This window comes from Pandoraea sputorum (assembly GCF_000814845.2).
In the GTDB taxonomy this organism is placed as follows: Bacteria; Pseudomonadota; Gammaproteobacteria; order Burkholderiales; family Burkholderiaceae; genus Pandoraea; species Pandoraea sputorum.
Genome location: NZ_CP010431.2, coordinates 1,361,372 through 1,374,896, shown reverse-complemented (window position 1 = coordinate 1,374,896; position 13,525 = coordinate 1,361,372). Strand labels below are relative to the sequence as shown.

The 13,525-nt window shown below is 62.4% G+C and carries 11 protein-coding genes and 2 tRNA genes; 6 read left to right on the top strand and 7 right to left on the bottom strand.

Annotation, left to right across the window (positions count from 1 at the left end; translation table 11 throughout):
• The first annotated feature begins 76 nt into the window (after positions 1-76).
• From NA29_RS06225 to NA29_RS06215, 3 genes are all read left to right on the top strand, one after another.
• Positions 77-592 carry a hypothetical protein gene (locus NA29_RS06225; protein WP_052252570.1) on the top strand — a complete coding sequence of 172 codons (516 nt, stop codon included), beginning with the start codon at positions 77-79 and terminating at the stop codon, positions 590-592.
• Positions 593-819: 227 nt separating this feature from the next.
• Entirely contained in the window at positions 820-1,137 is a 318-nt protein-coding gene (locus tag NA29_RS06220) for a VOC family protein (RefSeq protein ID WP_039396856.1), read from the top strand.
• A 127-nt stretch (positions 1,138-1,264) separates the two neighbouring features.
• On the top strand, positions 1,265-2,641 hold the full coding sequence (locus NA29_RS06215; RefSeq protein ID WP_052252569.1) for a HipA domain-containing protein: 1,377 nt from the start codon (positions 1,265-1,267) through the stop codon (positions 2,639-2,641).
• A 65-nt stretch (positions 2,642-2,706) separates the two neighbouring features.
• Here the strand turns inward: NA29_RS06215 and NA29_RS06210 are convergent, their stop codons facing one another.
• Positions 2,707-3,624 (bottom strand): DMT family transporter, encoded by a 918-nt coding sequence (locus tag NA29_RS06210; RefSeq protein ID WP_039396854.1) that lies wholly within the window; start codon positions 3,622-3,624, stop codon positions 2,707-2,709.
• 177 nt (positions 3,625-3,801) lie between these two features.
• Between NA29_RS06210 and NA29_RS06205 the strand changes: the two genes are divergently transcribed.
• Both NA29_RS06205 and NA29_RS06200 read left to right on the top strand, forming a co-directional pair.
• Positions 3,802-4,524 carry an AraC family transcriptional regulator gene (locus NA29_RS06205; protein ID WP_039402544.1) on the top strand — a complete coding sequence of 241 codons (723 nt, stop codon included), beginning with the start codon at positions 3,802-3,804 and terminating at the stop codon, positions 4,522-4,524.
• Positions 4,525-4,615: 91 nt separating this feature from the next.
• Positions 4,616-4,912, top strand: a complete 297-nt coding sequence (locus tag NA29_RS06200; protein WP_039396844.1) for a YciI-like protein — start codon at positions 4,616-4,618, stop codon at positions 4,910-4,912.
• 128 nt (positions 4,913-5,040) lie between these two features.
• On the opposite strand, the gene NA29_RS06195 is transcribed toward NA29_RS06200, so the two are convergent.
• The 6 genes from NA29_RS06195 to NA29_RS06170 all read right to left on the bottom strand — a co-directional run bounded on the left by NA29_RS06195 (position 5,041) and on the right by NA29_RS06170 (position 12,584).
• A tRNA-Glu gene (locus NA29_RS06195) sits at positions 5,041-5,116 on the bottom strand.
• A gap of 16 nt (positions 5,117-5,132) precedes the next feature.
• A tRNA-Ala gene (locus NA29_RS06190) sits at positions 5,133-5,208 on the bottom strand.
• A 128-nt stretch (positions 5,209-5,336) separates the two neighbouring features.
• Positions 5,337-6,503 carry a DSD1 family PLP-dependent enzyme gene (locus tag NA29_RS06185; protein WP_039396841.1) on the bottom strand — a complete coding sequence of 389 codons (1,167 nt, stop codon included), beginning with the start codon at positions 6,501-6,503 and terminating at the stop codon, positions 5,337-5,339.
• Between the two features lie 101 nt (positions 6,504-6,604).
• Complete coding sequence (locus NA29_RS06180) at positions 6,605-9,604, bottom strand: FAD-binding and (Fe-S)-binding domain-containing protein (protein ID WP_095178415.1); 3,000 nt, start codon at positions 9,602-9,604, stop codon at positions 6,605-6,607.
• A gap of 280 nt (positions 9,605-9,884) precedes the next feature.
• Positions 9,885-11,162 carry an MFS transporter gene (locus NA29_RS06175; RefSeq protein WP_039396838.1) on the bottom strand — a complete coding sequence of 426 codons (1,278 nt, stop codon included), beginning with the start codon at positions 11,160-11,162 and terminating at the stop codon, positions 9,885-9,887.
• 201 nt (positions 11,163-11,363) lie between these two features.
• Positions 11,364-12,584 (bottom strand): pyridoxal-phosphate-dependent aminotransferase family protein, encoded by a 1,221-nt coding sequence (locus NA29_RS06170; protein ID WP_039396834.1) that lies wholly within the window; start codon positions 12,582-12,584, stop codon positions 11,364-11,366.
• A gap of 187 nt (positions 12,585-12,771) precedes the next feature.
• On the opposite strand from NA29_RS06170, the gene NA29_RS06165 reads away from it, so the two are divergent.
• Positions 12,772-13,488 (top strand): GntR family transcriptional regulator, encoded by a 717-nt coding sequence (locus tag NA29_RS06165; RefSeq protein ID WP_039396830.1) that lies wholly within the window; start codon positions 12,772-12,774, stop codon positions 13,486-13,488.
• The last annotated feature ends 37 nt before the right edge of the window (positions 13,489-13,525 follow it).

Sequence of the window (13,525 nt, the reverse complement as noted above, 5' to 3'; positions counted from 1 at the left end):
GCCGGACGCGGTAAAATCGCCGTCTTTGTGAGCGCGCACTCACACCCATCTCACTTCCAAACCCCGAATTCAGACAGTGACCGCAACTTCCGCCACACCCGCAGACATCCCGAGTGACGACGCCAGCAGCACCGATGCCATCCACGAAGACCGCCTATGGCGTGACGACGGGTGGACGGCGAAGGTCGTCAAGAACGAAGAGGACGACGGCTGGGCGGTGGCGATGTTCAAGGACGGCGAGTCGGAACCCGCCCTCGTGGGGCCGTGGACGATGGGGCGCGACAAGAAGAATCCAAAGCCACTGGATGTCGGCGCGTTCCATACGCTGGTGAAAACGGCGGCCGAGGTATTGCGGCGTCACGAACAGCAACTGCACGCGCAGTTGCACAAGCGCATCAGTGTGGACGGGCCGGACGGCGAAATCGACGTCACGCTCGATATCGTGCCCGACGACTACGATCCTTACGCCATGCTGAGCGCCATCGACCGCTTCGGCGAAACGATTGCGACGGTCAAAGTGCCGCCGTCGTTCAAGCTCTCACGCAACAGTGCGCGCGCCTGGGTCGAGAACGACTTTCAACGTCCCCAGTGAGCGCCCGCTAACGCCGCTCCCGCCGCTCCCTTCTCTCCCGTCCCATCCCATCACTGCGGATACCGGGATAACTGCCCGTCTGGTTAGCGTTCCTCACGACGCCTAAGATGGATTTCGCCGCCGTACCCGCTGTACCGCCTGTACCGCGTTATCCGCTGCAACATGCGAGCGGGCGCTCACACAGTGCAGCGGTGGCGTTCCCATCGAATCTGGCGTCAGGAGACCCCATGAAACGCTTTCACATCGCGCTCGCCGTGCGCGATCTCGACGAATCCATCACCGATTATTCCGCGCGTCTCGGACAGCCGCCCGCAGCCGTCGTGCCGGGTGCCTACGCCATGTGGCGCACCGACCTGCTGAACTTCTCGATCAATCAGTCGCCGTCGCGCGCGGGCGAGCTTCGCCACGTTGGCTTCGAAGACGACGATGCCCCCGAGTACGCCAGCAGCACCGACTGCAACGGTCTGCTGTGGGAAGCCTTCTCCGCCGCAGAACAAGACCGTCGCATAGTGAGTACTTACGGGGTGGCGGTGCGCAATAGCTGAGCGCCCTGCCCCTCGCCCCCCTCCGCTTGGGATCAAGTGTCAGTGGGGGCAACCTGAGAAGAAGGCGCGGCCAAAAGGTACCTCGAACTTGCGCATATACTATTCTTGAACTATTCATGAAATATTCATGGATACGTTCAAACCGAGAATTCGGATGGCCGATCAATCGCTTCGAATTGAGGAAATACGCCGTCTGCTAAGGCTCGGACCGCGTACTGCACAAGAAATCATGGCTGATTTGTCGATCAGCCAGCCCACCCTCTCCCGGGTCATTCGGGAAGCGCCTGAACTATTCACAACCTTTCGAATTTCTGGGGATCGCACCCCGAAGTACGGGACTTTGCGTCCGCTGCCCGGCGAGTTAACTCCCCGTCAAACGGTCTATCGGGTTTCAGCCGAAGGCGCGATTGAACCGTTCGTCCGCGTCGAATTTCTGACCGGCGGGGCAACGCTCGAACTCGGCACGTCCCGGAACACGCTATACGAAAGCCTGCCCCCGTATATGGCATTCGCCACGCCATCGGGATTCCTGGGGCGCCAGGTCGCGCGAGCGGTCGCTTTGGAAATGAAGCTTCCGGAGAGTCTTCGGGATTGGAGCGACGAACATCGTGTCGCCTATCTCTTAACCAGAGGACTGAATCTCCCCGGCAATTTGATTTACGGCGACGTCTCCCTGCAAAGGGAGATGGAATTCCGTCAGTTACTGCCAGTGTCATCTGCGCAAAAGCTGGACTCGTACGAGGCGATGGCCAATCAGCTCAAGGACGCCGCCTATGGCTCCAGCGCGGGCGGCGAGCAACCCAAGTTTCTCTCTCTGAGCGAAGATGTCGGCCATGTGATCGTGAAGTTCGCCAAGCGTGGTAGTCGCATGGCGGAACTGCTATCGCTTGAGCATCTGGCCCTCCGGGCGCTGAATATCGCGGACGTCCCGTCGGCGTCGACGCACCTCCTCGCGACCGATAGTTATACCTTTCTTGAGGTGCAACGATTCGATCGGATCGGACGCTTTGGTCGCGTCGGCATGCTCTCTGCGAGGGCGATAGACGACGAGTACTTTGGGAAGCGAGACAATTGGTCCGCATTCGCGACGCGATGCGAGCAGGCACGACTCCTAACGGCCACCGAAGCCACTAAGATCCACGTGATGGCCGCATTTAGCGAGCTTATCGGTAACGGAGACCGACATTTCGAGAACATCTCGCTTCTCTTTAATGAGGGTGGCCGGATTGACCGAGTGGCCCCCGCGTATGACATTCTCCCCATGAATTACGCGCCGTTGGGCGCAGGCGTCGATCCCGATCTTTTGCCGATCACCCCCAAGATCGGGGCCATTGGTGCGAGACCAAACGTTTGGGGCAAGGCCTATTGCGCTGCCAAAGCATTCTGGGAAAGCGTGCAACAAGGGGCTTGTTCTTTGCCGATCCCGGACGAGTACAAGGATCTCGCGACGGCAAACCTCGCGGTGGCGAAGGACTTCGTGGTTCCGCTCGTTCCCAGCAACTGAGCGCCGAAGGTCCAGTCAGTAGCAACCTGACTGGACCTTCTGCTGAACGGACGCCCCGCCAAAAATCACGCCGGTACTTCGTCCGAATCTTCCACACCACCGAAGCCAGGCAACGGGCGCTGCCAGCGCTGCGCGATGAATACGCCGACGAGCGCCACACCGCCACCGATCACGTGGAACGTGTGCAACTGCTCACCCAGCAGCACAACAGCAATCGCGGCTGTCATGACCGGCAGCACGTTGATGAACATGCTGCAACGGTTCGGCCCGAGATGCCGGATGCCCTGAATCCACAGAATCGGCAACACGATCGAAGCCCCCAATCCGGCGTACAGCACCAGCGGCACCGTCGCCGCATTCAGTTGTGCCTGACCGGCAGGCACCATCGCGAGCATCGGAATCATCGTGATCAGCGCCGCCCACGCCTGCACGTAGGTCGACTGCGCGGGCGGCACCGCCACGTGCCAGCGTCGCAGCAACACGCTGTACAACCCGTACGATGCGGACGCGATCAGCATCAGGATGTCCCCCAGATGCATGCCGCCATCGAGTAACTGCGACGGATGCCCCTGCCCGATCAGATACACCAGCCCTGCGAGCGACAGCAGACCGCCCACAAGCATGCCGAGAGTCGGCGGCTCGCGCAGCAGCACCACGCTCCACAGCAGGGTCAGCAGCGGGGCCAGCGCCGTCACGATCGCCATATTGGTCGCCGTAGTGCTGTGCGCCGCGAGATACGACAGGCTCTGATAGAACGACATGCTCAGAAAACCGAGGAAGCCGAGCTTGGCGAGTTGCGGGCGCACATGATGCCAGTTGCGCATTAGCGGACGAATGACGAAGGGCGTCATGACGGCTAGCGCCAGCACCAGACGATAGAACGTGATGGCCGACGGCGCGATGGTCGTGGCCGAGAGCTTCGAAACGATGACGTTGCCGGCCCACAACAGCATGGCGCCGAGCGGATACAGAAAGTACCCCATGACGATTTCCCACAGGTTTGACAAAGGAAGCGCCATCGTCAGGGATGTCACATAGGACCGTCTCACGCTAAAATTCCAAAACCTGTCTCGAAAAGGACACCCGTGGCTACCGAAAAGGCTGTGCGGCGCGTTATCGATCCGCGCGTGACCGACCATCTGCGATTCGAGAACACCCCTATGCCGATGGCGGCGATGGCGGTCGATTACGCGCACAACGAGTTCATCGCCTCGCATTCGCATCGGCGCGCGCAACTGCTCTTCTCGATTGAGGGCGTGATGATCATCGCGTCGTCGTCGGGTCGCTGGGTGGTGCCACCGACACGCGGCGTCTGGCTCGCGTCCGGACTGGAACATACGGTGCGCATGAGCGGTAACGTCAAGATGCGTACCGTGTTCGTGGAGCCGGGCAGCGAGCCGTTACCCGACACCAGTTGTGTCGTGGAGATCACGCCGCTGATGCGCGAGCTGATTCTGGCCGCTATTCATGTGCCGCCGGACTACGCGCCCGACTCACGGGACGCGCGCCTCATGCGCCTACTGCTCGACGAACTGATCGCCCTGCCCGTCCTGCCACTCTATCTGCCGTGGCCACGAGACGCACGTCTGGCACGCGTTTGCGATCGTCTGATGCAAAGCCCTTGCGACGACGCCATCATCGACCATTGGGCCAGCGAAGCGGGCCTCTCACCGAAGACGTTTCAGCGGCGTTTTTCCACGGAAACAGGCCTGACGTTCGGCCGCTGGCGTCAGCAAGCGCGCCTGCTTCAAGCGCTGGAAGCGCTGGCACGCGGCGAAAAGATCGTGAACGTGGCGCTCGATCACGGCTATGCCAGCCAGAGCGCGTTTGCGGCGATGTTCAAACGGCACTTCGGCGTACCGCCGTCGGCGTTTTATCGATAATGACGAGTACGACGCGCGTCGATGCGACTGCACAACTTCATAGTGCGCACGCAGATAACACGGATAACACCGATAACACGGAGATCACACCATGCATTACCTGCTCACTTACGAACTCGTTGACGATTACCTCGACCGTCGCAGCCAGTTCCGCGACGCGCATCTGGCCCTCGCCTGGGCAGCATCGGAGCGCGGCGAACTGCTGCTTGCGGGCGCACTGGAGTCGCCCGTCGACACGGCAGCCCTGCTCTTCGAAGGCGACTCGCCTGCGGCGGCAGAAGCCTTCGCGAAAACGGATCCGTACGTGGTGAATGGTCTGGTTAAGTCGTGGCGCGTACGGCCGTGGAAGACGGTCGTCGGCAAGACAGCAAGCACGCCGGTGCGCTGAAAGATGGCCGGGCGGATGAACCGGCAGCACAAAAACAAAACGCGCCTGGCTGTTAAGCCAAGCGCGTTTGTCGACAACCGATTGCGCGGCGTGTTTCTGGAGCTTTCCGAGAATCACGCCGCTAAATCTGGCGTCCCCTAGGGGATTCGAACCCCTGTACTCACCGTGAAAGGGTGATGTCCTAGGCCTCTAGACGAAGGGGACCTAAAGTCTTCCGTTTTGGTGGAGGTAAGCGGGATCGAACCGCTGACCTCTTGCATGCCATGCAAGCGCTCTCCCAGCTGAGCTATACCCCCGTACGGCGAAGAAGTGAGACTATAGCGTGCTTTTCCGGCCTTGGGAAGTCCCTGCATCAAAATATTTTGACGGGGCCGGATGTCACCACGATGACCCGGCCACCGACAGTCACCCCCGATCCCCGGCCTTACTGGCTCAGCCCACGTGCCTCGATGGGCCAGAGACCTTCGACCCGCCCGTGCCGCACCGCCACGTATCGGTCGTAGAGATTGACCGTCGGATCGCAGTGTCCCGGCACCAGCAGAATCGGCTCGCCCAGCCATGGCGCGCTGTCTTCGTCCGCCGAGGCGAGTTCCAGTACGCCATGTTCGTCCGAGGCAGTCCGGTAATGCGGCTTGCTCGCCTGTTGCGACGACCAGAAGCGCGGCAGGCCGGAATCAGTCGCTACGCTCTTGAGCCCCGCATCGCACACGATGATCCCGTTGCGCGCCGTGCTCATGACCGTCGACGCGAGAAACAGACCGTGGCGAAAGCGCCAGTCGTCGCGCCACTCAAGCGAACCGTAATGGCCGTCTAGAAACACATACGAGCCCGGCTGAATTTCGGTGTACACGCCGCTTTCGATATCGAACTCGGCCGTGCCTGTGCCTCCGCCCGTCACGACCGGACACGCAATGCCGCGCGCCTCAAGAAAGCGCACGTAGGCCGATGCGCGGTCGGCGGCGAGACGTGCGGTATCGCGTCGCTTCTCCCACCCGTCCACATGCTGCGCGCTGCCGTGATATGCCTGCAATCCGCCGAAACGTAGCCCTTCGTAGTGATCGATGGCATCGACCAGTTGCGCCACGGCATCCGTCGAATCCACGCCGCAACGCCCCTGCCCCACGTCCACTTCGGGCAGCACGGCGATGCGCACGCCTGCGCGCTGCGCGGCCTTACCGAGCGGTGCAACTTGCCGCACATCGTCGACACACACCGACAGCGTGACATGCGCCGCCATTGCCACAGCCAGCGCCACGCGCGCCTCGCCGACGAATTCGTTGCTGATATGGATGTTGCCGATGCCCGCATTGACGAACGGGATAGCCTCCGTCACTTTCTGGCAGCAGATACCGACCGCGCCCGCCGCCATCTGTGCCCGCGCGATGGTGACAGACTTGTGCGCTTTGGCATGCGGACGCACCGCAACGGCGCGCGCTGCCGCTGCGCTCGCCATGCGTTCGACGTTCGCATCGAACGCGTCCAGATCGAGCAGCAGCGACGGCGTGGCCACCTGCGCGAGCGTGTCGCCCACGCGCGCCACAGGCGGCACGGCAATGCTGCCGGTCGCCGTGTTTACAGCACTCGCTGACATCGAAACCGTATTGACTGAATCTGGCATCACAATCCTCAATCTTTTGATGGGCGGTCGCAGAAAATGGCGGCGGTCGCTTATACCACCGCTTGCGCCACCGCCTACGCCACCCCGCCCGGCAAAGCCCGCGCCAATACCCGCGCAACGTGCAACGCATCCGTCTGCGCCCCATCGTGAATTTGATGGCGGCAACTGGTGCCGTCGGCCACCACGATAGCGTTTTCGCTGCGCTGACGAATCGCAGGCAACAGCGTCAATTCCGACATGGCGCGCGACGTGTCGTAATGCTCCGCCTCGTAACCGAAACTGCCCGCCATGCCGCAGCACGACGATTCGATCGATGATACCTTCAGCCCCGGCACCCAACCAAGGACCGCTGTGACGGGGGAGTAAGCGTCGAACGCCTTCTGATGGCAGTGCCCGTGCACAAGCGCCTCGCCCACGCCCTCCGGCAGCGCTTGCCAGGCCACATCCAGTCGCCCTGCCGCCTTCTCGCGAACCAGAAATTCCTCAAACAAAAACGCGTTGTCCGCCAACTTGCGGGCCGCGTCGCCGAAGCCGTAGCCGAGTACTTCGTCGCGTAGCGAGAGCAGGCACGACGGCTCCAGCCCGACAATCGGCACCCCGCGCTCGACGAACGGCATCACCGCGTCGAGCAGACGTCGCGCCTCTGCCTTCGCTTCGTCCACCAGACCGGCCGCGAGGAACGTCCGGCCGCAGCACAGCGGTCGCTCTCCCGCGCGCTGATTCACATGAACGGTGTAACCCGCCGCTTCGAGCACCTGCTTCGCCGCGCGGGCATTTTCCGGCTCCATATAGTTGTTGAACGTGTCGACGAAGAGCAGCACCTGACGCGAATTCTCCGCACCGTCGGGTCGGCCCAGCGGCGTCTGACGCGCCAGGAACGAGCCGGTGAGCGCTGGCACGGAGCGTTCCAGTGCGAGCCCCAACCAGCGCTTCGCCGCGTTGCTGCCGGGCAGACGCTGCGCCGCATCCAGCAGCCCGCCCACCCGGCTGGCCCACGGCGCGTAGCGCGGCAGGTACGCGATCAGCTTGTCGCGCAACGACACGCCGTGGCGCTTCGCACGCGCATGCCGCGCCTCGATCTTGAAGCGCGCCATATCGATGCCCGTCGGACAATCGCGCTTGCAGCCCTTGCACGACACGCACAGATCGAGCGCCGCCTTCACTTCGTCGCTCGCCAGCCCTTCCTCACCCAGTTGCCCGGAGACGGCCAGACGCAACGTATTCGCCCGTCCGCGCGTGACATGCTGCTCGTCGCGCGTCACGCGATAGCTCGGGCACATCGTGCCCGCGTCGAACTTGCGACAGTGGCCGTTGTTGTTGCACATCTCGACGGCGGACGCGAGGCCGTGCGTGGCGTCCGTGCCGGTGTCCGGCGCCGTCTGCTCGCCAGTCAGCGCATCGCGCTTCACGTTCCATGCCGTCCAGTCGAGCGCGGGCGTCATCGGCTTTGCCGCATAGCCCGGCGCGAAACGGAACAGCTCGCGCGTGTCCATCTTCGGTGGGCGCACCATCTTGTCCGGATTGAATCGATTTTCCGGGTCGAACAGATCCTTGATCTCGCCAAACGCCGCATTGATGCGCGGCCCATACTGCCAGGCCACCCATTCGCCGCGACACAGCCCGTCGCCGTGCTCGCCCGAATAAGCGCCCTTGTATTCGCGCACGAGCGCCGCCGCTTGCTCAGCGATCTCGCGCATCTTCACCGCGCCGTCGCGGCGCATGTCCAGAATCGGCCGTACGTGCAACGTGCCCACACTCGCGTGGGCGTACCACGTGCCTTCCGTCCCGTTGCGATGAAACACCTCGGTCAGCCGCCGCGTGTACTCCGCCAGATGCTCCAGCGGCACCGCGCAGTCTTCGATGAACGACACGGGCTTACCGTCGCCCTTCATGCTCATCATGATGTTCAGGCCCGCCTTGCGCACTTCCCAAAGCGCCTTCTGCGGCCCGGCGTCCGGCATCTTCACAACGCACTCCGGCAAGCCGAGATCGCCCATCAGCGCGGCGAGATCGTCGAGCTTCGCGCGCAGTGCCACGGGATCGTCGCCCGCGAATTCGACCAGCAGAATCGCCTGCGGGTCGCCCGTGAGCGCCTTCTCGATGACGGGACGAAACGCGGCGTTGTCCATCGCCAGATCGATCATCGTGCGGTCGACCAGTTCCACCGCCACCGGCCCCAGCTTCACGATGTGCTGCGTGAGGTCCATCGCCTGATAGAACGTGGGGAAGTTCACCACACCGAGCGTCTTATGGGCGGGCAGCGGCGCGAGCTTGAGCGTGATCTGACGGCTGTACGCCAGCGTGCCCTCCGAACCCACCAGCAGATGCGAGAGGTTGGCCACGCCGTCGTCGGTGTACGCGCGCGGGTTGAGGCAATCGAACAAATCGAGGTTGTAGCCCGCCACACGGCGCAGCACGCGCGGCACGCGCTCGCGCATCTGCGCCTGTTCGCGCATCGCAATGTCGTGAACGCGTTCGAGGATCGCCTTCGTACGCGCGTGCGTGGGCGGCGTGTGCAGCGAGCCGAAGTGCAGTTGCGCGCCATCGGCCAGCACGGCGTCGATGGACAGCACGTTGTGCACCATGTTGCCGTATTCGATGGAACGCGAACCGCACGAGTTGTTGCCGGTCATGCCGCCGATGGTGCATTGCGCGGCAGTCGAAACGTCCACCGGAAACCACAGCCCGTGCGGCTTGAGCCACGCGTTCAGATGATCGAGCACGATGCCCGGCTCGACGGTCACAGTGCGCGCCTCGGCGTCGAAGTCGATCACACGGTTCAGCCACTTGCTGTTGTCGATGACGAGCGCTTCGCCGATGGTCTGTCCGCACTGGCTCGTGCCTGCACCGCGCGCGAGCACCGGCACTTTCTGGTCGCGTGCGATATCGAGCGCGCGAATCAGGTCGTCCTGATCGCGCGGCACCACTACGCCGATGGGGAAGATCTGATAAATCGACGCATCCGTCGCATAACGTCCTCGACTGGCGCGATCGAACAGCACGTCGCCGCGCAGTTCGCGGCGCAGGCGGTCCTGCAACGGCGTGAGCGCCACCCCGCCGCGCTGCATCGGCATCAGATGCACGGGCTGGCTGATGGACGTCAGCGGAGTCGGAGAAGTCGGAGAGGTGCCGTGAGGCGTCGCGCGGGCGTTCGATTGGGAATTCATGACGTTGCTGGCGTTGAGCTGGCCGTACCGAAGTAGATGCACAAGGCATCAGGGACGGGCCTGCGGCGAACGGACACGAGGCCCGTGCGGCAGGTGTTCTGCGAAAGGTGTCGCTCGTCTTGCGGATCGTGCGGACGCTCACCGCGCCCCTCACGATCCGACAAATCAGGCAGACATCAAGTGCACGTCAGGCAGGCTGACGAGCGTTGCTTGCGTTGGCGGCATCGCCGGCAAGCGAGAATTTGCTCTCGGGTTGCATGCGGAAGGCCAGCACCACACCGACGGCCATCAGAATCATGCTGCCCACGAACGGCAGTTCCCAGTTCCCCGTGCGGTCGATGAGATAGCCCGAGAGCACCGGCGAAATGATCGCCGCGAGTGCCGAACCGGTATTCATCATGCCGCTGGCCGTGCCCGAGTATTCCGGTGCGACGTCCATCGGGATCGCCCACATCGGGCCAATCGTCATTTCGGCGAAGAAGAAGCCCGCCGCCAGACACGCCATCGACACATACAGATGGTGCGTGAACATCATCGGCACAAGCGAGATCAGCGTGAGCAGCATGCATACGGAGACCATCCAGCTGCGGGCGCGCTTCAGGTTGCCGGTGCGCTCGTAGAGCTTGTCGGTGACGATCCCGCCGAGCGTATCGCCGATCACACCGGCAAAGAACACGCTCGAAGCGAACAGCGCCGACTTCTTCAGATCGAGGTCGTAGCTATGCAGGAAGTACTGCGGAATCCACGACAGGAACAACCAGAGCGTCCAGCCGTAGCAGAAGTACACGATCGTGACCGGCATCATGCGCTTGAACAGCGGACCCCACGGCACCGAGCCGCTCTTGGCCTTGAGTGCGGGCAGCACGGCCAGTTCTTCGGTCGTGATGCGCGGATGGTCTTGCGGACGTTCGGTAAACGTGAGTGCCCACAGCCCCACCCAGATCAGGCTCACGATCCCGCACAGGTAGAACGACTCGCGCCAGCCGTGCGTGGCCATGATGAACACCACCACGGCCGGGGCCACGGCGTTACCGATACGCGAAGCCGCGTGCGTGATCCCCTGCGCGAAACCGCGCTTTTCCTTGGGAATCCAGCGCGACATGGCCGACGTGGCTGCCGGGAACGTCGCCCCTTCGCCCAGACCCAGCAGCAAACGCGCCAGCAACAGCGTGACGAGACCACCCGCCATACCGGTCAGGATCGTCGCCACCGCCCACAATGCGCCGCACACCAGCAACGTGCGCTTCGCACCGAAGCGATCGCTCACCCAACCGCCGATGATTTGGAAAACCAGATAGGGATAAGCAAATGCAGAGAAGACAAGACCGATTTCCGTCTTGTTGAGATTGAATTCCTTGCCGAAACCGGCTGCCGCTGTGCTGACGTTGACGCGATCGAGGTAGGTGATGAAATACATGACGCATAGCATCACCAGCACGACCCTTGTCGCCTTGAAAAGCTTCATTGCATGTCTCCTGAAACATCCTGTGAAGCGCGCCCGCAGCATGCTGGCAGCGCAAAGGTGTTGCTGCGTCACGAGCTCTTCTGTTGTGAAGCTCTGTGACGCGTGAATGACAATTAAAGCGTTTTACTTCAGGAGCGCCGGCGATCCTCCATCCATATCGTCGGCACTCCTCGTCTCCTGGTTAGGATTACTAACGGCAGGTTACGCGGCGACCTTGAGCGACGGTGTGTCCTTCGCGTGCGCCAGATAGTCCATTGCAGCGACAACACCCGAGCCAGCCAGCTTCACGCCCGAGATCTGCAGGCCCATTTCGCAGCCCGAGAGCGTTGCCATTAGCGTCAGATCGTTGCAGTCGCCCAGATGGCCGATGCGGAACATGGTGCCTCGAATCTTGCCGAGTGCCTGACCGAGCGACATGTCGAAGCGCTCGTAAATGCGTTTGCGGACTTCGTCGGCGTCCACGCCTTGCGGCATGACCACACCGGTGAGCACCGGGCTGTACACCGCCGGGTCCTGGCATTGGATCTCCAGCCCCCAGGCGTTGACGGCACGACGCGTCGCCTCGGCCAGACGCTGGTGACGCGCGAACACGTTATCCAGCCCTTCTTCCAGAATCATGTCGAGCGCTTCGGACAGGCCGTAAAGCAGGTTCGTGTTCGGCGTGTACGGCCAGTAGCCGTTCTTGTTCGCCTCGATGATTTCCTGCCAGCCCCAGAAGGCGCGCGGCAACTTGGCCTGCTTACCCGCTTCCAGCGCCTTGGGCGAGACGGCATTAAAGCTGATACCTGGCGGCAGCATCAGACCCTTTTGCGAGCCCGAGACGGTGACGTCGACACCCCATTCGTCATGACGGTAGTCGGCCGAGCCGAGGCCCGAGATCGTGTCGACAAGCAGCAGCGCCGGGTGTTTGGCCGCATCGATGGCGCGGCGCACGGCCGCGATATCGGAGGTCACACCGGTCGACGTTTCGTTGTGCACCACGCACACGGCCTTGATGGCGTGGCCGGTGTCCTCGCGCAGACGCGCTTCGATCATGTCCGGCTGCACGCCACGACGCCAGCCGTCAGTGCCCGGCAGGCCGATGAACTCCGGCTTCAGACCGAGGTTTTCGGCCATCTTCTTCCACAGCGTGGAGAAGTGTCCGGTTTCGAACATCAGCACATGATCGCCCGGCGAGAGCGTGTTCGTCAGCGCGGCTTCCCACGCGCCGGTGCCTGAAGCCGGATAGATCACTACCGGCTGTTCGGTCTTGAAAATCTTCTTGATGTCGGCGAGCACCTTGCGACCGAGCGCACCGAATTCGGGGCCGCGATGGTCGATCGTCGGATAGCTCATGGCGCGCAGAATGCGATCGGGCACCGGGCTCGGACCAGGGATCTGCAGGAAATGGCGACCCGAGGGATGGAAATCGAGCTTCAACATGAACGTCTATCTCCTCTTGAAAAATTCGTTTTTGAATTTTGCATTCAAAATACTTTAGCAGAGCGGATGACTTTCGCAAGAGGTGAGAAGCGCTTTTAATACAGTCGTTTACCCTAGAGATACGGACGCCTGATACCGTGCGTTACAATCGCGACCATGACGCCTGATGCCGATTTGATGATTTTGAATGCAAAAAATGGATAACACGTCGACGATTGCCGCCCCAGAAATCCCGCGTGTCGAGCGCCTGCGGTTGCACGACACCGTCGTCGAGCACCTGCGCCGCCTCATCATCGAGGGGGTGCTCTCCCCCGGGGTTAAACTCAACGAACGCGAGTTGTGCGAGACGCTCGGCATCTCGCGCACGCCGCTGCGCGAAGCATTCAAGGTGCTGGCGGCCGAAGGGCTTATCGAGATCGCGCCAAATCGCGGCGCGAGCGTCGCGCGGATGACGGAGAAGGAAATCCGCGAGATGTTCGAGCTCATGAGCGCGCTCGAAGCATTCTCGGGGGAATTGGCGGCCGAGCGTATGACAGCCGTCGAACTCGCCGAGATCAAGGCCCTGCATTACGCCATGCTCGCGTGCCGCGCGCAGCAAGACCTGCCGGGCTACTACGCGCGGAATCAGGCGATTCACGATCGCATCAACGAAGCGGCGCGCAACGGCGCGTTGCGACAGACTTATGTGGCCATCAACCGTCGGCTGATGGCGCTGCGCTTTCGCTCGAACTTCCATTCGGACAAGTGGGATCGCGCCATCCACGAGCACGAGCAGATGATCGACGCGCTGGAGCAACGCGACGGCAAACGGCTCGGCGAGATTCTGCGCAAGCACTTGCTGGCGAAACGGGACGCTGTCCTGCAAATTCACGCCGAACCGGCGAGCGACGCCCCGAGCAACTGACGCACGGCATCTCGACAACATCGCGCTAACACCACGC

What these genes read in the sequence shown, in the direction of transcription:
- NA29_RS06215 (WP_052252569.1), top strand. Translation starts at nt 1,265, where the DNA reads ATGGATACGTTCAAACCGAGAATTCGGATGGCCGATCAATCGCTTCGA.
- NA29_RS06220 (WP_039396856.1), top strand. Translation starts at nt 820, where the DNA reads ATGAAACGCTTTCACATCGCGCTCGCCGTGCGCGATCTCGACGAATCC.
- NA29_RS06170 (WP_039396834.1), bottom strand. Translation starts at nt 12,584, where the DNA reads ATGTTGAAGCTCGATTTCCATCCCTCGGGTCGCCATTTCCTGCAGATC.
- NA29_RS06180 (WP_095178415.1), bottom strand. Translation starts at nt 9,604, where the DNA reads ATGCCGATGCAGCGCGGCGGGGTGGCGCTCACGCCGTTGCAGGACCGC.
- NA29_RS06210 (WP_039396854.1), bottom strand. Translation starts at nt 3,624, where the DNA reads ATGGGGTACTTTCTGTATCCGCTCGGCGCCATGCTGTTGTGGGCCGGC.
- NA29_RS06175 (WP_039396838.1), bottom strand. Translation starts at nt 11,162, where the DNA reads ATGAAGCTTTTCAAGGCGACAAGGGTCGTGCTGGTGATGCTATGCGTC.
- NA29_RS06185 (WP_039396841.1), bottom strand. Translation starts at nt 6,503, where the DNA reads ATGTCAGCGAGTGCTGTAAACACGGCGACCGGCAGCATTGCCGTGCCG.
- NA29_RS06205 (WP_039402544.1), top strand. Translation starts at nt 3,802, where the DNA reads ATGCCGATGGCGGCGATGGCGGTCGATTACGCGCACAACGAGTTCATC.
- NA29_RS06165 (WP_039396830.1), top strand. Translation starts at nt 12,772, where the DNA reads ATGCAAAAAATGGATAACACGTCGACGATTGCCGCCCCAGAAATCCCG.
- NA29_RS06200 (WP_039396844.1), top strand. Translation starts at nt 4,616, where the DNA reads ATGCATTACCTGCTCACTTACGAACTCGTTGACGATTACCTCGACCGT.